Raw genomic sequence first — 17,115 nt, 5'->3', positions numbered from 1 at the left:
CGTCAGGCTTTGAGCTTCGGCTTGACGTCCTTGATGTAGATGCCTTCCAAAGTCTTCTTCAGCTCCGTCATGGTGGCCTTCACATCGCCCTGCTGCGTGAGGATCTTCGCCGCGGCCTTGGCCATTTCCTGATCGGCCCCGGGCAGGAACACGCGGGCCCGGTCCTGGACCTTAGTCACGGCCAACTGGTCCATGGCGGTCTTGATCTGCGGTGTCTGCGCCAGCACCGTGGCCATGTCCGCCGACGTGCGCGTGGGCATGTACCCCGTTGCAGCGGAGAACGCCGCCGTGTTCTCCGGTTCGGTCATGAACTTCAGGAACGTCCCTGCGGCGAGCTGTTCCTCCTTGGTGATGCCGCTGGGGATGCCAAGTCCGGCACCGCCGGTGGGGCACACCCCGCTGCTCACCTTCGGCCCGCCCGGCAGGAAGCCGACACCGACGTTGAACGTGGCGGATTTCAGCACGCCCAGGAGCGAGCCGGTGGAGGAAATCGTGGAGGAGGTCAGGCCGGCTGAGAAATCGTCAGCGGCTTCCTTGGACGAGACCCCGGCCCAGTTGTGCTTGTAGATAGAGTCCTGGGCCCACTGCAGGGCTTCCACCGCTTCGGGTGAATCACACGTGATGTCCCAATCCTCTGACCACGCACCGCCCCAGCCCCACAGGTTATTCTGCAGTGTCCAGCCTGCGTAGCCGGCCAGGGCGGGATAGATGTAGGCGTACTGCGCGCCGGAGGTGGCCTTGAGTTTGGGGGCCCATTCGCCGAACTCCTGCCAGGTGGCTGGGGCCCGGTCCGGCAGGCCGGCCGCGGCAAAATGGTCCTTGTTGTAGTAAAACAGCGGGGTGGACCGTCCATACGGGAGCGCCCACTGCCGGTCATCGTACTTGTAGTCGTCCACGAGGGACTGGCGGAAATCGTCCACCTTGATGTCCAGTTCCTTGATGAGCCCGTCCACAGGGATGATGCTCCCGTTCGTAAAGTAGCGGAACCACCAGACGTCTGACAGCACGACAACTCCGGGCAGCCCGGACTTGGCGGCTTGGGAGGTTTGGAACTTCTGGGCGATTTCCTCGTAGTTTGCCCCGGCGGTGACCAGGTTAACCTTGATGTCAGGGTACTTGGCGTGGAACTTTTCGATAATCGCCTTCTCAACATCCTGGGACTTGCCCGGGTGGTTCGTCCAGAAATCGATGGTGGCTGCCGGCTTGACGCCGCTGAAGTCGATTTCCGCGGCCTCCGTTGAGGTGGTGGTGCCGCCGGTATCGGGCCCTCCGCAGGCGGAAAGTGCTGCGGCGCCGGCCGTTACGCCAGCCAGCCCCAGGAAATGCCTCCGGTCCAGATTCGTAGTCATGGTGTTCCTTTCGGTTGTTGCCTAGGAAGGTGCTGCTGTGTGGGTTAGAGCTGTGTGGGTTAGCGAACGGCGGCGAGCCAGGGTCAGCCTGTGACGCTGCCTTGGGTGAGGCCCGCAACGATATAGCGCTGGAGGGCTGCGAAGACCACCAGGATGGGGACGATCACCAGCACTGCGCCGGCCATGAGGATGCCCCAGCCGGAAGCGTTGCTTTCGGAGTTCTGCAGCAGCGTCAGGCCAACCGGCAACGTCATGGTTTCCGGGCGGTCAGTGATGATCAGCGGCCAGATGTATTCGTTCCATTCGCTGACCACTGTCACCAGCGCCACGGTGGCAATGGACGGGACAGACACAGGGACCACGATCTGCCACAGGCGTCGCCAGTGACCGGCACCGTCAATCTCGGCAGACTCCAGGATGGAGGCCGGCAGCGTGAGGAAATGCTGCCGCAGCAGGAACGTCCCGAACGCCGTGCCAAGCCCGGGCAGGATGATGCCCCACAGAGTGTTCTTGCCGCCCATCCCGGCGATCAGGATGTAGTTCGGCAGGATGGAGACCTGGGGCGGAACCATCAGGGCCACGAGGATGAGGATGAAGATGGCGTTCCTGAAGGGGAAACGGACGAACACCAGGGCGTAGGCCGTGAGGATGGCCAGCAGCACCTTGATGGTTGAGCCCACCACGGTGACGATGGTGCTGTTGATGAAGAACTGCGCGAACGGCACAGTGGTCATCGCTATGTTGTAGTTCTGCGGGTCCAGGCTCGCCGGCAGGATCTTCAGATCCATGGTGATGATTTCCCCGGGGAGCTTGAAGGAGCTCAGGATCATCCACAGCAGCGGGAGGAAGACCACCAGCGTTGCCAGCAGCAGGGGAAGGTAGCCGCCGGCGATGGTCTGGACCAGGTTCCGGGCCGAGAAGGGCCGGTCCCGCGGTGTGAAGGGCTCCGATGCCACCGGGGGAGCGGCCGGGTCAGGATTGACCGGTGAGAGTGAACTCATGAGTAGTGCACCTTCCGTTCCACGAACCGGAGTTGCAGGACGGTGATGACCAGCAGGATGGCGAAGAGGATGACCGAGATGGCCGCGGAATATCCTGCCCTGTTGAACGCGCCGAACGCCTGCAAATACGCCTCGTAGATCAGGGTGCTGGTGCCGGCTCCGAGGGGGGTCATGATCCTGATCAAATCGAACGCCTGGAGTGAGCTCAGCATGGTGGTGATGAGGAGGAAGAAGGTGGTGGGGGACAGCAGCGGGATGGACATGCTGATGAACCGGCGAAATCCGTTGGCCCCGTCCAGCGAGGCTGCCTCCATGACATCCTGCGGCAGCGATTGCAGTCCGGCCAGATACACAACGGCGCAGTAGCCCAGGTTCTTCCAGATATAGACCAGGATGACCATCACCAACGACAGTTGGGGATCGTTGATCCACTGGGGGCTCTGCTGGCCGATACCGCGCAGCAGCCAGGCCAGGACGCCGTAGCCGGGGTCGAAGATGAAAAGCCAGACAAGGCCCACGCCCACCCCGGAAAGCACATAGGGAGCGAAGACCGCGGACCGGGCAAAGGTGGTGCCGGGAACCTTGGAGTTCAGTGCCAACGCGATGAGAAGGCCCAGCAGCATGGACCCGCCGACTGTCACCAGGGTGAACACCGCTGTGGTGCCGAGTACCTTGGGGGCGTCGTCGCTGGTGAAGAAGGTGACGTAGTTCTCGAACCCAACGACGGTTGCCGAGGCGGAGCCCAGGGTCCAGTCGAGGGTTGAGTAGTAGATGTTGCTGATGAGCGGCCGGTAGGTGAACACGGCAATCAGGATCAGGTTGGGGAGGGCCAGAGCGAGGAAGACGATGAAATCACGCCGGGACCGGCCGGACCAGCGGCGGCTCCGAAGCCTCTCCGGCGGACCGGACCGGCCGGGTGGACTGGTGGGTGGCGTGGAAGCAAGTTGCCGAGTCATTCGTGTCTCTAACGGATCGGGGCCTGCAATGGCTGGCCGACGGGCAAGGGGATCTAGCCATACTTCACCACACGGCTGGTGGGCAGAATCCCGCATAAGCCCTCGTCAGAGGATAGTTAGTGAAGGCTTCATCGCCCATTTACGCCGTGTTGCTTGCAGTATTGCATAGTGTTTGCCTGACGGGAGGGAAGTGCTGTAGGTGATGGCGCAGAATGGAGGCCATGGGAGCCATTACCGATGTGCCGGGGATCCGGGTTGGGCACGTACAGAAGAACGACGCCGGGTGGCTGAGCGGGGTGACGGTGGTGCTGCCGCCGCCGGGAACGGTCGGGTCCGTGGACGTCCGCGGAGGCGGTCCGGGAACGCACGAGACCGACGCCCTGGATCCCACCACCCTGGTTTCTACAGTCGACGCCGTGGTCCTCACCGGCGGCAGCGCCTACGGCCTGGTCGCGGCGCACGGCGCGCAGCGCTGGTGCGAGGAGAACGGCCGGGGCTTCCCCGTCACCGGGGGAGTGGTGCCGATCGTCCCCGCCGCCGCGATCTTCGACCTGGGCCGCGGCGGTGATTTTTCAGCGCGCCCGACGGCGGACATGGGCTACGCGGCAGCCGTCGCCGCCGCCGCCGAGAAGGACGGGCACGCCGTCGCGCGCGGCAACGTAGGCGCAGGAACCGGAGCAGTCATAGCCCGGACCTACAAAGGGGGAGTAGGCACGGCCTCGATCACGCTCGAGAACGGCGTTGTTGTGGGGGCGATCGCAGTCGTAAATGCGCTGGGACTGCCCATTGGCACAGCTGCTGCGGCGGAAGCGCAGCCGGGATCCGGACTCAATACGACCCTTGTCGTAGTAGCAACGAACGCCGTCCTGGACCCGGCCGAGTGTAAGCGGACAGCTTCTGCTGCCCATGCCGGCTTGGCCCGGGCGCTCAACCCGAGCCATACCTTGGCGGACGGGGACACTGTCTTTTGCCTGGCGACTGGTGACGTCGCGCTGGACCGGAGTACGGAGACTGCCCGGCAGATAAGTCTCATCACGCTCCAAAGTGCGGCAGCCGACGTCGTACGCCTGGCGATTCTGGATGGGGTGCACAGCGCGGCGGCGGTGAGTACTCCTGCCGGCGAATATGGTGCGTACGGCGCCCTGTAGGTTACTATGCTCGATTTAACATTTACCGCGATAGAGGGTAGTGTTGCTTGTTGGTTGTCTGGCCTGCTGTGCCCTGTTTGGGGCCTGAGGTGATAACCGATCCAACAAAAACGTTCGTGGTCATGTCCGGTGCAATCCGGCAGGGCTGCGGCAACAACAGTTAGCGGAGGGTATGGCCAAGAAGGACGGGGTCATTGAGATCGAAGGCGTTGTGACCGAGGCGCTGCCTAACGCGATGTTTCGCGTTGAGCTGACCAACAAGCACATCGTACTCGCGCACATCTCAGGCAAGATGCGCCAGCACTACATCAGGATTCTCCCTGAGGACCGGGTAGTGGTGGAACTGAGCCCTTATGACCTCACTCGGGGTCGTATCGTCTACCGCTACAAGTAAATTCTGGGCAGTCTCAGCATCAGCTGAAGGCTGGACCAGTTGACCAACTGCCACACGCAAAGGAATGCCATGAAGGTCAAGCCGAGCGTCAAGCAGATCTGCGAAAAGTGCAAAGTGATCCGCCGTAATGGCCGGGTCATGGTGATCTGCGAGAACCCGCGCCACAAGCAGCGCCAGGGCTAATTTCCTTCTTTGAAGGAAACCCTGGGTTGCTAACCCACGCAAGTAAATAAAGGCAGCACAAGCTGAATTGGGACGTATGAGCCCGGACAGCTAACCCCCGGTCGGAGGCTGGGGCCGCACAGTACGTGCGGGTGTACTGCCTACGACCTCCGGTTTATTCAAGGAGTACTGCCAATATGGCTCGTCTCGCTGGCGTAGACATTCCCCGCGAAAAGCGGTTGGAAATTGCGCTTACTTACATCTACGGCGTGGGTAAGACCCGTGCACACGAAACCCTGGCTGCCACTGGCATCAGCGCTGACGTCCGCGTTAAGGACCTCACCGATGCCCAGCTGGTTGAGCTGCGTGATTACATCGAAGGCAACTACAAGGTTGAGGGTGACCTTCGCCGCGAAGTAGCAGCTGATATCCGCCGCAAGGTTGAAATCGGCAGCTACGAAGGTATTCGCCACCGTAAGGGCCTGCCCGTTCGTGGGCAGCGTACGAAGACCAACGCCCGTACCCGCAAGGGCCCGAAGCGTACCGTCGCAGGCAAGAAGAAGGCCCGTTAAATCCTCCGGGATTAACACGGCTTTCCCCGATAACTTTCTGTAGGAGAAAAAAATGCCCCCAAAGACTCGTGGCGCGGTTCGCAAGCCGCGTAAGAAGGACAAAAAGAATATCGCGCTGGGCCAGGCGCACATCAAGAGCACTTTTAACAACACCATCGTTTCCATCACGGATCCGAACGGCGCTGTTATCTCTTGGGCTTCCTCAGGTGAGGTCGGCTTCAAGGGCTCGCGTAAGTCCACCCCCTTCGCCGCTCAGATGGCTGCCGAAGCCGCTGCCAAGCGTGCGCAGGAGCACGGCATGCGCAAGGTTGACGTTTTCGTGAAGGGTCCGGGATCCGGTCGCGAGACCGCAATCCGCTCGCTGCAGGCCGCTGGCCTGGAGGTTGGCTCCATCCAGGACGTCACCCCCGCAGCCCACAACGGCTGCCGTCCGCCCAAGCGCCGCCGCGTCTAAGCCTTTCCAGCTGTTTGAGCTTGCCCGGACCGTTACGGTCCGGGCAAGCCCAGCCGCGTTAAGTCTTCAGACCGAATTTCCACCACCTGTGTTGCGTCATATAGCGGATGCTCGCCGAAAGGAAACCTAAGTGCTCATTGCACAGCGCCCCACCCTCTCCGAAGAGGTAGTCTCCGACAACCGTTCACGGTTCATCATCGAACCGCTGGAACCGGGCTTCGGCTACACCCTCGGAAACTCCCTCCGCCGTACCCTGCTTTCCTCCATCCCCGGTGCCGCTGTAACCAGCATCCGGATCGATGGCGTGCTGCACGAGTTCACCACGGTTCCCGGTGTCAAGGAGGATGTCACTGAGATCATCCTGAACATCAAGAGCCTCTCGGTCTCCTCCGAGCACGACGAGCCGGTTGTTGCTTACCTGCGCAAGCAGGGCCCCGGAATCGTCACCGCCGCGGACATTGCTCCGCCGGCCGGCGTCGAATTCCACAACCCGGATCTGCACATTGCCACGCTGAACTCGAAGGGCAAGTTCGAACTCGAACTGACCATCGAGCGCGGCCGCGGCTACGTTTCGGCAGCTCAGAACAAGTCCGGCGACTCCGAGATCGGCCGTATCCCGGTCGACTCGATCTACTCGCCGGTGCTGAAGGTTACTTTCCGCGTGGAAGCAACCCGTGTTGAGCAGCGCACCGACTTCGACAAGCTCATTGTCGACGTCGAGACCAAGCAGGCCATCGCTCCGCGCGATGCTGTTGCTTCCGCAGGTACCACCCTGGTGGAACTCTTCGGTCTGGCCCGCGAGCTGAACACCGCAGCTGAAGGTATCGAGATTGGCCCGTCGCCGACGGATGCTGCCCTGGCAGCAGACATGGCACTGCCGATCGAGGATCTGGACCTCACCGTCCGTTCCTACAACTGCCTCAAGCGTGAGGGCATCCACACCGTGGGTGAACTCGTTGCACGCTCCGAGGCTGACCTGATGGACATCCGCAACTTCGGTGCGAAGTCCATTGACGAGGTCAAGGCAAAGCTGGTTGAACTGGGCCTGTCCCTCAAGGACTCGCCTCCCGGTTTTGACCTCGCAGCACGCGCCGCAGCAATTGAAGAGGACGACGCCGCCTTCGGCGACGACGAACTCTAAAACAGATCTTTGCCGGCGGGCACCATGGTGTGCCCACCACCGGCTTCCATATGAGGAGAAACTATTATGCCTACCCCCGCTAAGGGTCCGCGCCTCGGAGGCGGAGCGGCTCACGAGCGTCTTATGCTCGCGAACCTGTCCGCTGCACTGTTCGAGCACAAGCGGATCACCACCACGGTGACCAAGGCCAAGCGCCTGAAGCCGTACGCCGAGCGTCTGGTGACTTTCGCCAAGCGCGGCGACCTGGCTTCCCGCCGCCGTGTACTCGGCCTGATCAGCAACAAGGGCATCGTCCACGAGCTGTTCACCGACATTGCACAGGCAGTGGAGAACCGCGAAGGCGGCTACACCCGCATCACCAAGATCGGCAACCGCAAGGGCGACAACGCTCCCATGGCTGTCATCGAACTGGTTCTCGAGCCGGTTTCCGCCAAGCAGGCCGTCGTAGCCGAGGCTACCTCTGCTGCAAAGCGCGACGCTGACAAGAAGGAAGTAGCCGCTGCTCCTGCCGCCGAGGAAGCTGCTGAAGCTCCCGAGGCCGAGGTTGTAGAGACCGAAGCTGCTGCTGCTCCCGAGGCTGAAGCCGAAGCTGCAACCGAAGAGGCTCCGGCCGCTGAGGAAGCTGCCACGGAAGAAGCTCCGGCCGCCAAGAAGGCTGCTAAGGCTCCCGCCGCTAAGAAGAAGGACGAGGACGAAGCGAAGTAGTTCGCCCGTTCCGTCGCATAGACTTAGGTCTATGAACCACCAAAAACCCGCGGCCCCCGTTTTAGGGGGCGGCGGGTTTTTGCGTTTGCGGCTTGATTTATCGTACGACGGCGGCCCCTTCAGCGGGTGGGCGCTGCAGCCTGGCTTGCGGACCATCCAGGGGATCCTTGAGGAGGCACTGGCCTTGCTGGTCCGGCGCCCCATTAGGGTGACAGTGGCGGGGCGCACCGATGCCGGCGTCCACGCGCGCGGGCAGGTGGTCCACCTGGACCTCACGGAGGCCGAGTGGCTGGGACTGCCGCGGGGGCATGAGCTGGATCCCGCCGTCGCGCTTCTTCGCCGGATCCGGGGTGCGCTCAGCCGCGGGCTGGGCGATTTGTCCGGGGCCATCGAGGTGCACCAGGTGTCACTGGCCCCGGTGGGGTTCGACGCCCGGTTCTCGGCGCTGTGGCGCCGCTACAGCTACCGCATCGCGGACGGCCCTGCCCTGTGGGACCCGCTGGAACGCTACTTCACGCTGTGGCACAAGAATCCGCTGGACGTATCGCTGTTGAACGAGGGTGCGTCCAAGCTGCTGGGTCTGCAGAACTTCCTGTCCTACTGCAAGCCGCGGGAGGGAGCCACCACCATCCGTGAGCTGCAGCGCTTCGAGTTCCGCCGCGGCGAGGACGGCGTCATCGTGGCCACAGTCCAGGCCGACGCCTTCTGCCACAACATGGTCCGGTCCCTGGTTGGCTCGGCCCTGTATGTGGGTGAGGGCGTGGAGCAGCCGGGCTGGCTCTACGAGCGGCTGCTGGCCAAGAAGCGCGACGCCAAGTCCGTGCTGGCGGCCCCGCACCCGCTGGTCCTTGAGGAAGTGGCCTACCCGTCCGACGACGAGATGCTGGCCCGGGCCGAACTGACGCGGGCTGTGCGGAAGCACTAGCTCCTTCGGTCGCCCACGAATGTACGTGTCTTGTCACGGTAATTGACATTTCAGACCCAAACACGGGAAGTAGTGTCATCTGCCGTTCATCCTTGTAGCGTAGAGAGAGTTGGAGTGGAAAAGGGATTAGCGCTGGGCTAATGGGGGCCTTTTTCACCTGGCGTCAGGGATAGATAAATGGAAGATCTTGGGGTAGCAGTCGTAATCGAAGACGACGTGGATATACGCAACCTCCTGGAGGGTGTGCTGCGTCAGGCTGGATTTGAGGTCCATACCGCCGCTGAGGGACGTGAAGGCGTGGACGTGGTCCGGAACAAAATGGCCAATGTTGTCACGTTGGATATCGGCCTCCCGGACATCGACGGATTTGAGGTCCTGCGGCGGATCAGGAGTTTCAGCGATGCGTACGTGGTCATGCTGACGGGCCGTACCGAGGAACCGGATCTGCTCTCGGCACTGAACGCCGGAGCTGACGACTACATTGCAAAGCCTTTCCGGCCGCGCGAACTCAGGGCAAGGGTGGCCGCAATGATGCGCCGGCCCCGCCAAGAGATCAACCCGACACAGCAGGCTTCGCCCACCTGGGCGTCGCCTCCGGCGGCACCGGCCTTGTTGGGAACTTCCGCCGGGCAGGCCACCTGGGGACACACTCCGTTGGAGCAGGCTTCGCCCGGCCACTCTTTGTCTGGGCAGAGTGCCTCGGGGCATTCGCTGTCCGGGCAAGACCCGTCCGGACAGTCGGGCGTATTGCAGCACAACGGACTCGCCTTGAACTACCGGACCCGCACTGTAACCATCGGCGAGTCCAACTTGGGGCTTACCCGCAGCGAATTTGACCTGCTGCACACACTGCTCCGGAGGGAAGGTGCCGTGTGCACGCGGTCCGACCTGGTCCGCGCAGTCCGGGGCGACTCGTATGAGCCGGGCGCGTACATCAGTGAAGCTGACGAGCGGGCCGTGGAAGTGCACGTGGGGAATCTTCGCCGCAAGCTCAAGGAGGATCCGCAGTCACCGCGCTGGCTCCAGACGGTCAGGGGAGTTGGCTACCGGCTGGCACCCCAACGGACCGACCTGCCGGTTTGGCCGGCGCCGGACCGCTGAGGGGCTAGCTGTACTTCTGGATATAGGTGGACTGGAGCTCTGCGATGGTGCGGACGCCGTGGTCAGCCAGGCCTGCCAATAGCTGGTGGGCCTGAGCGAAATCGCTGCCGCGGACGGTGTGCTCAAGTGCTTGGGCCAGCGTGGCCAACCGGACGCCGCCCACCATGGCGGAAGCGATCCGCAGGCTGATGATGGCGTCCAGTGCAGCCGCCCGGTCCTGGCCGGTGATGGCTGCTGTCAGCCTGCTAAAGCGCTGGTCCCACAAGGCGGCGTAGTCGCGAGCGAAGCCGAGGGCCAGTTCGGGACCGTTCAGCTCGGCTTCCAACTCGGCCAGGATCTCAGGTTGAACCCACCGTGCAGGTTCCGCGCCGGCCGTCGGTACGCCTGGATGCACGCCACCCTTCACCCCCGCGGCGGATCCCGCAGCCGACGGCTCGGCAGGGACACCCCCGCTGCTGGAGGTGATTGGTGGACTGTCCATGCGACAAGGCTACTTACTGTAGTTAGGTGACGGTCCATTTTTTCGGAGATCCTGTGGAAACCTTGAGTCATCCCTGCAGCGCTTGATCCGAAGTCACTGGCCGCTGAACGTGTCAACTGCGTTGATAACGGCAAGGTCCAAGTATGGCGAAAACAGCACGGAAAGTTAGTGTTGCAACTTCCTTCACAACCGCTTTCCCAGCGTGAATTTCCTGCGCAATTCCATTGTTGATCCGATGCTCAAGTTTGGAACCCAATGGTTCCGGCACACAAGCGGACCCCCTCGGTTCTGGGTGCCGAGGGGGTCCGGTATTTGGGGCGCCAAGTGACGCGGTGTGGCACGTACTAGCTGAAAGCCTCGATGATATTGATGGCCGCAGGCCCAAGCAACACGATGAAAAGCACAGGGAAGATAAAGAGTAGAAGCGGAAAGAGGACTTTCACGGGAAGTTTCAAAGCCTTTTCCTCGGCTCGCTGGCGCCGCTTCACTCGCGCTTGCTTTGCCTGGGCCCGGAGAACGCTTGCTATCCCGATGCCGTACTTGTCGGCCTGAATAACGGCTCTGACGAAACTTTTCAGATCCTGAACCGAACTGCGGGCGGCCAATGCCTCATAGGCCTCCTGCCGGGGGCGACCCACCTGGATGTCTTGGAGGGTACGCACGATCTCTTGCGCGAGAGGCCCATCGCCGTATTGTCCTGCTCGGGACATTGCAGCCTCGAATCCGAGTCCCGCTTCCACGGAGATGAGCATCTGATCCAAGGTGTTCGGTAGTTCCAGTTCCATGGCCACCTGCCGTTTGATGCCCTTGTTGACTATCAGCAAATCCGGCACGAAGTACATAAATACCGTAATGAACAGCCCGATGGCGAGATTCTTCGCGTTCGGATCCCCGGTGAAGAGGAGCAAACCCAGGAGAGCTCCGGCAAGTGCCAGGACGGGTTTTCCGACAATCAGCCGTTCAAGTGGGATTGCCTCGGGGCGACCAGCCAGAGACAGCCATCTGTCCAGCTTGGATTCGTAGCTTCCGGGGGTGAACCGCTTTGAAAGCACAAGAAGAGTGGAAAATCGCCGGTACTCGATGTTTCCGGTCGCGGACAATCCCTGGCCCAGATTTGTTTGAACCGCGATCATGCCTTTTCGGTCTGCAGTGATGAGCGTCCATGAAAAGTAGGCCAAGGGAAGGACTATAGTGGCAATAATAAACCATACGGTTGGAGTCACGGGCCGAGCCTTCCTAGAACTTGATCTTGATGATGCGGCTCATCCAGAAGCCACCGATTGCGAACATGATGAAGCTGGCAATAAGCATGGCGATACCGATCGGCTCCTCAATGAAAACGTCCATGTAGCCAGGGTTGATGAAGCTGATCATGATGGCGACCCCGACGGGCATTGCCATTAGTATGTAGGCTGACATCTTTCCCTCGCCACTGAGGGCGCGAATCTGGCCCTTAATTTCACTACGCTCACGAATGGTTCCGGCCACCTGCTCTAATACTTGGGCTAAGTCGCCGCCCACTTCGCGGTTTATCTGAATGGCTTGACCAATCCAACGGAAGTCTTCGCTGTCCATTCGAATTGAGGCTTCTTCGATGGCTTGTCGGGGGTCTTTACCAATTCGCGTCTCATTAACAATGCGGGACAGTTCCTCGGATGTCGGAACATCCGATTCAACGGCGGCTGCTTCGATGGAACGCATCACGCTGTGTCCGACGCGGAGTCCGCCGATGACCATCTGAATAGTGTCTATGAGTTGACTCTCGAATTGTCCCCTCCGCCGATCGGTGAGAATCACCAAGATAAAGCGCGTGAGGAACGGTGTCGCTGCTCCTAGGAGAAGGCCGATGAAGATATTGGTCACCAGCGTCGCAAATACGGCGACCAGGAAAGAGCCAACGGCGACAACAACTGTGAAGTCCGCTGGCGGCATTTTGACGCCGGCATTGTATAAGACTGTCCTGTTGTAGGGGCCACCTGACTCACCGATGACATCGCCCACGACATTGACGGCCGACTGCGAAAGACGACTTATCGCTGTGGGATCAGCAAGTTCTGATGGCGGTCGGCGACGGTCACGCGGAAGCGCATCAAATTTGGGTTTCAGGACTACGAGAAAGAGTAGGAGCAGCGCACCGAGGCAGGGGACGAACGCCGCGACGAGAAGTAGTGGAAAGTCCATGGTTACCTTCTCACCGTGGGGCTGAAAGCGCTACCGAAAACTTCGGGCGATACGAAGATTCCGTGGTCTGAAAGACGATCCAGAAAACGCGGCCGAATCCCGGTGGAAACTGGTTTGCCCAGAAAACGGCCTTCGTCGTCCATGCCCGCGGAATAGTCAAAGACGAACGCATCCTGGAGGGTCACAACCTCGCCCTCCATTCCTTGAACTTCAGTCACATGGGTGACCCTTCGGCTGCCATCACGCAAGCGGGTCACCTGGATTATTAGATCTACAGCCGAAGAAACTTGCTCTCGGATAGCCCTTAGTGGGAGATCCATTCCGGCCATCAGTACAAGAGTCTCCAGTCGTGCGACGGCATCTCGAGGCGAATTTGCGTGAACTGTGGAAAGCGAACCATCATGGCCGGTATTCATCGCCTGAAGCATGTCCAAGGACTCACCGCCTCGGACTTCCCCGACAATAATTCGGTCGGGTCGCATCCGCAGGGAGTTCCTGACTAGTTCACGAATTCCCACAGCACCCTTGCCCTCGATGTTGGGAGGCCGGCTTTCGAGTCGAACGACATGCTCTTGTTGGAGCTGAAGTTCCACGGCATCTTCGATGGTGACGATGCGATCATCTTCAGGTATGAAAGAGGACAGGACGTTCAACAAGGTTGTCTTGCCTGTACCGGTACCGCCGGAAACGATGATATTCAATCGTGCTCGAACGCATGCACTTAGCAGTTCTGCCATTTGAGGTGTGATGGAGCCCCAGTCGATCAGGTTCTGGACCGTCAACGGAACGTGGCTAAACTTTCGGATTGTCAGCGATGGTCCATTGACAGCTAGGGGTGGAATGATTGCGTTGACGCGGGACCCATCCTCGAGGCGTGCATCCACAAGGGGTGACGATTCATCGATCCTTCGGCCCACACGCGAGACAATCTTCTCGATTACTTTCCGCAGGTGGTCATCCGAACTGAACTGCGCTCCGGTAAGGGAGAGATGGCCGGATCGCTCCACGTAGATCTGATCAAATCGGTTGACCATAATTTCGGTTACGGAAGGATCTTCCAGCAATCGCTGAAGAGGACCGTAACCCATGACTTCATCCGCTATTTCGCGGATAAGGCGGCGACGTTCCTCCGGAGACAGAGGCACTTGCTCCTGGTCAATGACCGAGGACAGTTCATCGACCGCCTGTGCGCGGAGGTCCTCTTCGGAGGTCGATGAGTCTCCCGATCTGGTCCCCATCCGTTCAAAGAGCGCTTCTGCAGCGCGCTGCTTCAGCCCCGCAAGGGCGTCCACTGCCACCGGCGTTGGAGAACTGCCCCGGGACAAGGTTGTCGGCTGGCTTGGTTCCGCCAGGGGAATCGTACGCTCGGCCACGGCACCAGAGGGAGCGCTGTCAACAGGGGTTCCGGCCTGCGGGGCCCCTGTCGCGGGCAGCCGATTGGCTACCGATGTTGAAAGACGGTCCGATAGCTTCATGTCAATACCACCCGTCTGTGCAATTTGTTCTGACTGGAGGCGATCCAGTCAGCGTCGAACCTGTCGACTAGCCTTTTCAGGCCCTTTGATGCCGCGTCTCTGGTGTTACCCTGCAGCACAGGAATTCCGCGGTTTGTTGTAAACGGCAAAGTTCGGGACCGCGGAATGACCGCGTCGATGGGTACACCAATAGTTGATTCCACGTCATCCACCGAGATGCCGCTCTTGCGGTCTGCAAAATTGAGTACTGTGTGGCGTCCCTGGGGTACCAATTGCAGCTCCTTCAGTACGCTGAAGGTTTTGCTAAGCCCGCGGATGCTCGGCACATCCATACCACAAACCCATACGCCATCTGTTGCCTGTTCAAGCGTGGCCAAGCAGTGTTCCCCAAGCCCCGGGGCAGTATCGACCACTACATACTTGAACTCGGTCGCCAACTGGTTGAGGAGTCGGGTGACGTGACTTGCGGTTATATAGTCCGACTCCGCCGGAGTTTTAGGAGCACAGAGGGCGTAGAGGCCCGCGGGGTGCACCGTCAGGAAAGCTTTGAGAACCATGGAGTCTTGGGCAGCGGGACCGTGAACGGCTTCTGTGATTGAGTGCTCGGGTTCTAGCAGTAGCCCAGAGGCGACGTCGCCAAACTGTAGGTCGAGATCTACGATAACAACGCTCATGGGGGCAAGCTTGCTCAGTCCGACGGCGAGGTTGGTAGCTATGGTCGTCTTGCCGACGCCGCCTTTCGGAGACATCACGGCAATGATGCGGCCGCGCTCCTGTGCCGACTCGGCAGCAGGGCCCATGCCGCGACGCCGGCTAGCGGAAGCCAGGCACGCGCGCTCCAACAGGACTCGAAGGTCGTTCACGTCGATATCGGGCCTGACAACGTCGCGTATCCCTGCGTGCATCGCACGGAGAACCAGTTCCGGTGCTGGTTCGGCGACCAAAATGAGGCTGATTTCGGGATACTGAAGGTCGAAAACCGTGGCCAATTTCAGGGCGTTGTCTGGAGTTACACCTGGTCCGAGAATTAACACCTCCGGCGGCGCGCCGCTGAGTTGCTTGAAAACGTCTTCCGGGCCGCCGGCCAGCACTTCCGGGGAGAGAGTTTGCAGATCGCCGTGAAGAGCACCCATGATTGCCTCGCGGATGTTGCCCTCGAAGTCGCGGACCGCAGTGATTGCTACGAAGCGACTCACGGGTACAGCCCACCGAAGGTAGTGACCGGCGGATCGTTCTTCGTTGTGCTGTCCGTCTGCTTCGATAGCCAGAGGCTGCCATATTCAGCGCTGAAGATCATTTTAGCTGCGTCTGTATCGCTCCGTGCTACTGTCACGAAAGCCGAGCCGCTGGGCATGGCCACACCCTTGTCCGCTTCAGCGCCAGTCGACTTTGCGGTTTCTGGCGTTGCCTGTTGCACCGCGGTGACCAATACATCGTGGAAGAGCAGGCCCGTGGATTGTTTCCAGCCTTTGACTTCCGCAGCAACAGGAGCATCGGCGGGCATCTCGTCCTTCGACTCAAATGAAGTGAAAACAGTAACCTTGTCGCCCGCCTTCACACGGCCGCCCAGAATCTTTTCAGGCTCCAAGAGGAAAGTAACTTCCTCCAGGCCGTCCGGGACTGGCACCGTGCCGGGCACCAGGTCTTTGGGGTCCACAAGGCGGGATGACATCAGCTGCTCTCCCGGCATCAGATCAACTGCAGTCACGGTCCCCGCGTGTTCGTCCAGGTTGGTCAGAACGCCCTCGGCTACAGCCGAGCGTGGAACGGCCTCTAACGTAACCCGGTTGCGGATGTCAGCCACTTTGGTTCCCGCGGGGATACGGTCGGCGACTACCAACACATCAATCGGTTCGAGACCTTGTTGAGCGCGGTTATCCGCACCTTGAACGTAAACGAATAGCAAGAGGGCTCCGACTATAGACAGGACTAACGCTGCTATGCCTCCCAGTAGGCGTGCTTTCAATTGAATTGCTCCTTTATGGATTGAAATTCCCAGTGATTTTCAAGCGGCTATTGCGTGAGCATCACGCCCAATGCCCCGTATTTGACGGGCCCGCCCATTGTGGCTGCTTCTACCAGAGACACGCGACGGATGAATTCTCCAAACAGGCCGGTGTCGGAGTTCTTCAGCTTCAGGGCTGTTGACAGGTCCGTCGCGTCATCGGTCATATACGTGCTGCCGCCGCCAGTGAGATGCCATCCGCGAATTGATAGTTGGGCGAACGCCTCAATATGGAATGCTTTACCGAAAGGGGAATTAAGGCAGGGATCTGGGCCCGTCTTTACCTTTTTTGGCTCAGGACAGGCGGTGTCAAAGATTGGAATCAGGACTTTCACTTCTTGACCTGCGTCGAGACGCTCCGCCCATCGGTCAAAAGTTGATGCACAAGATTCGTCGAAGCTGGTGCCCGGTCTTGCCTCAATCCATGGATCATCAACATCGACGTGCACGGAGCATACCGTTCCAGGGTGTTTGAGCCAGCCAAACCCACCTGGAAGTTCGTGTCCGGACGACGACTGGTGTGCGCAGTTATAGGGAGGTTCCTCGGCAATTTTGTCACCGTGCGTTGGAAAGAACTGCAGTCCTTTTACGAAGGTTGCATCTGATTCGCACTGCGAAAAAGTCAAGGGTATGGTATCGGCGGCCCCGATACCTCCGAAGGTGGCCTGAGCGGCGGCTTGAATTTCAACCGACTCGAATCCCAGGGCGCGAGCCAGGTACAACGAGAAGTGCTCGCCATTCGCTTTCTCTGGCGTCTCGGTAAGGACGTCCACTACGCCGGCGTTAACGGTTGCCGAGATAACACCGCTGTCGCCGTCAACGGAGTTGCCGTTGGCAAACGGAACAGCCCGCGTTGTCTGGTCCGCGGCGCAGGGGGCGGTGCTTGCCTTCGCAGCGCACTCCTGTGCAATAGCTAGTGCTGCGGCATCTGCTCCATTCTGAAGTTGACCTTTCTCGGAATACATCGCGCCGACATCAACGGCCAGAGCTCCGAAACCTAGGAGGACGACCAAAAGAATGGCAACGATGATGCTGGATGCCCCTCGTTCGTCCGGCGGCAACAGT

The 17,115-nt window shown here is 60.3% G+C and carries 19 protein-coding genes; 9 read left to right on the top strand and 10 right to left on the bottom strand.

All coding sequences use genetic code 11. The annotated features are described in order from the left end of the window. Positions 1–2: 2 nt before the first annotated feature. From IDT60_RS13760 to IDT60_RS13750, 3 genes are all read right to left on the bottom strand, one after another. Positions 3–1,349: an ABC transporter substrate-binding protein gene (locus IDT60_RS13760; RefSeq protein WP_191079469.1), complete on the bottom strand. Its 1,347-nt coding sequence runs from the start codon at positions 1,347–1,349 to the stop codon at positions 3–5. Positions 1,350–1,432: 83 nt separating this feature from the next. Next, entirely contained in the window at positions 1,433–2,350 is a 918-nt protein-coding gene (locus tag IDT60_RS13755) for a carbohydrate ABC transporter permease (RefSeq protein ID WP_191079468.1), read from the bottom strand. Beyond that, complete coding sequence (locus tag IDT60_RS13750) at positions 2,347–3,306, bottom strand: carbohydrate ABC transporter permease (protein WP_191079467.1); 960 nt, start codon at positions 3,304–3,306, stop codon at positions 2,347–2,349. Before IDT60_RS13750 ends, IDT60_RS13755 begins: the two co-directional genes overlap by 4 nt. A gap of 221 nt (positions 3,307–3,527) precedes the next feature. Between IDT60_RS13750 and IDT60_RS13745 the strand changes: the two genes are divergently transcribed. From IDT60_RS13745 to IDT60_RS13705, 9 genes are all read left to right on the top strand, one after another. Beyond that, complete coding sequence (locus IDT60_RS13745) at positions 3,528–4,454, top strand: P1 family peptidase (RefSeq protein WP_191079466.1); 927 nt, start codon at positions 3,528–3,530, stop codon at positions 4,452–4,454. Between the two features lie 172 nt (positions 4,455–4,626). After that, positions 4,627–4,848 carry a translation initiation factor IF-1 gene (gene infA / locus IDT60_RS13740; RefSeq protein WP_009358723.1) on the top strand — a complete coding sequence of 74 codons (222 nt, stop codon included), beginning with the start codon at positions 4,627–4,629 and terminating at the stop codon, positions 4,846–4,848. A 69-nt stretch (positions 4,849–4,917) separates the two neighbouring features. Further along, positions 4,918–5,031 carry a 50S ribosomal protein L36 gene (gene rpmJ / locus IDT60_RS13735; RefSeq protein ID WP_009358722.1) on the top strand — a complete coding sequence of 38 codons (114 nt, stop codon included), beginning with the start codon at positions 4,918–4,920 and terminating at the stop codon, positions 5,029–5,031. Positions 5,032–5,207: 176 nt separating this feature from the next. Beyond that, complete coding sequence (gene rpsM, locus IDT60_RS13730; protein WP_028275004.1) at positions 5,208–5,582, top strand: 30S ribosomal protein S13; 375 nt, start codon at positions 5,208–5,210, stop codon at positions 5,580–5,582. A 52-nt stretch (positions 5,583–5,634) separates the two neighbouring features. Further along, a complete protein-coding gene (gene rpsK / locus IDT60_RS13725) occupies positions 5,635–6,036 on the top strand; it encodes a 30S ribosomal protein S11 (protein WP_018769149.1) in 402 nt (133 codons plus the stop codon). Between the two features lie 130 nt (positions 6,037–6,166). Next, positions 6,167–7,177 (top strand): DNA-directed RNA polymerase subunit alpha, encoded by a 1,011-nt coding sequence (locus IDT60_RS13720; RefSeq protein WP_164205914.1) that lies wholly within the window; start codon positions 6,167–6,169, stop codon positions 7,175–7,177. A gap of 66 nt (positions 7,178–7,243) precedes the next feature. Then, positions 7,244–7,882 carry a 50S ribosomal protein L17 gene (gene rplQ, locus IDT60_RS13715; RefSeq protein ID WP_191079465.1) on the top strand — a complete coding sequence of 213 codons (639 nt, stop codon included), beginning with the start codon at positions 7,244–7,246 and terminating at the stop codon, positions 7,880–7,882. A 31-nt stretch (positions 7,883–7,913) separates the two neighbouring features. Beyond that, positions 7,914–8,807, top strand: coding sequence for a tRNA pseudouridine(38-40) synthase TruA (locus IDT60_RS13710; RefSeq protein ID WP_191079464.1), 894 nt, complete (start codon positions 7,914–7,916; stop codon positions 8,805–8,807). A 177-nt stretch (positions 8,808–8,984) separates the two neighbouring features. Next, positions 8,985–9,908 carry a response regulator transcription factor gene (locus IDT60_RS13705; protein ID WP_191079463.1) on the top strand — a complete coding sequence of 308 codons (924 nt, stop codon included), beginning with the start codon at positions 8,985–8,987 and terminating at the stop codon, positions 9,906–9,908. A 4-nt stretch (positions 9,909–9,912) separates the two neighbouring features. Here the strand turns inward: IDT60_RS13705 and IDT60_RS13700 are convergent, their stop codons facing one another. The 7 genes from IDT60_RS13700 to IDT60_RS13670 form a co-directional block, all read right to left on the bottom strand. Continuing rightward, positions 9,913–10,389, bottom strand: a complete 477-nt coding sequence (locus tag IDT60_RS13700) for an Hpt domain-containing protein (RefSeq protein WP_191079462.1) — start codon at positions 10,387–10,389, stop codon at positions 9,913–9,915. A 344-nt stretch (positions 10,390–10,733) separates the two neighbouring features. Continuing rightward, complete coding sequence (locus tag IDT60_RS13695) at positions 10,734–11,612, bottom strand: type II secretion system F family protein (protein ID WP_191079461.1); 879 nt, start codon at positions 11,610–11,612, stop codon at positions 10,734–10,736. A 13-nt stretch (positions 11,613–11,625) separates the two neighbouring features. Next, positions 11,626–12,570 carry a type II secretion system F family protein gene (locus IDT60_RS13690; RefSeq protein WP_191079460.1) on the bottom strand — a complete coding sequence of 315 codons (945 nt, stop codon included), beginning with the start codon at positions 12,568–12,570 and terminating at the stop codon, positions 11,626–11,628. 2 nt (positions 12,571–12,572) lie between these two features. Beyond that, positions 12,573–14,045 (bottom strand): CpaF family protein, encoded by a 1,473-nt coding sequence (locus tag IDT60_RS13685; protein ID WP_191079459.1) that lies wholly within the window; start codon positions 14,043–14,045, stop codon positions 12,573–12,575. Continuing rightward, positions 14,042–15,241 (bottom strand): AAA family ATPase, encoded by a 1,200-nt coding sequence (locus IDT60_RS13680; protein WP_191079458.1) that lies wholly within the window; start codon positions 15,239–15,241, stop codon positions 14,042–14,044. The genes IDT60_RS13685 and IDT60_RS13680 overlap by 4 nt, the downstream gene beginning before the upstream one ends. Continuing rightward, on the bottom strand, positions 15,238–15,951 hold the full coding sequence (locus tag IDT60_RS13675) for a Flp pilus assembly protein CpaB (protein ID WP_223883725.1): 714 nt from the start codon (positions 15,949–15,951) through the stop codon (positions 15,238–15,240). The genes IDT60_RS13680 and IDT60_RS13675 overlap by 4 nt, the downstream gene beginning before the upstream one ends. 107 nt (positions 15,952–16,058) lie before the next feature. Next, a complete protein-coding gene (locus IDT60_RS13670) occupies positions 16,059–17,111 on the bottom strand; it encodes a TadE/TadG family type IV pilus assembly protein (RefSeq protein WP_223883724.1) in 1,053 nt (350 codons plus the stop codon). Positions 17,112–17,115 lie beyond the last annotated feature (4 nt).

The organism is Pseudarthrobacter sp. BIM B-2242 (genome assembly GCF_014764445.1).
Taxonomy (GTDB): Bacteria; Actinomycetota; Actinomycetes; order Actinomycetales; family Micrococcaceae; genus Arthrobacter; species Arthrobacter luteus_A.
Note: the sequence above shows the minus strand (reverse complement) of the source record. Positions and strands in the feature narration are given on the sequence as shown.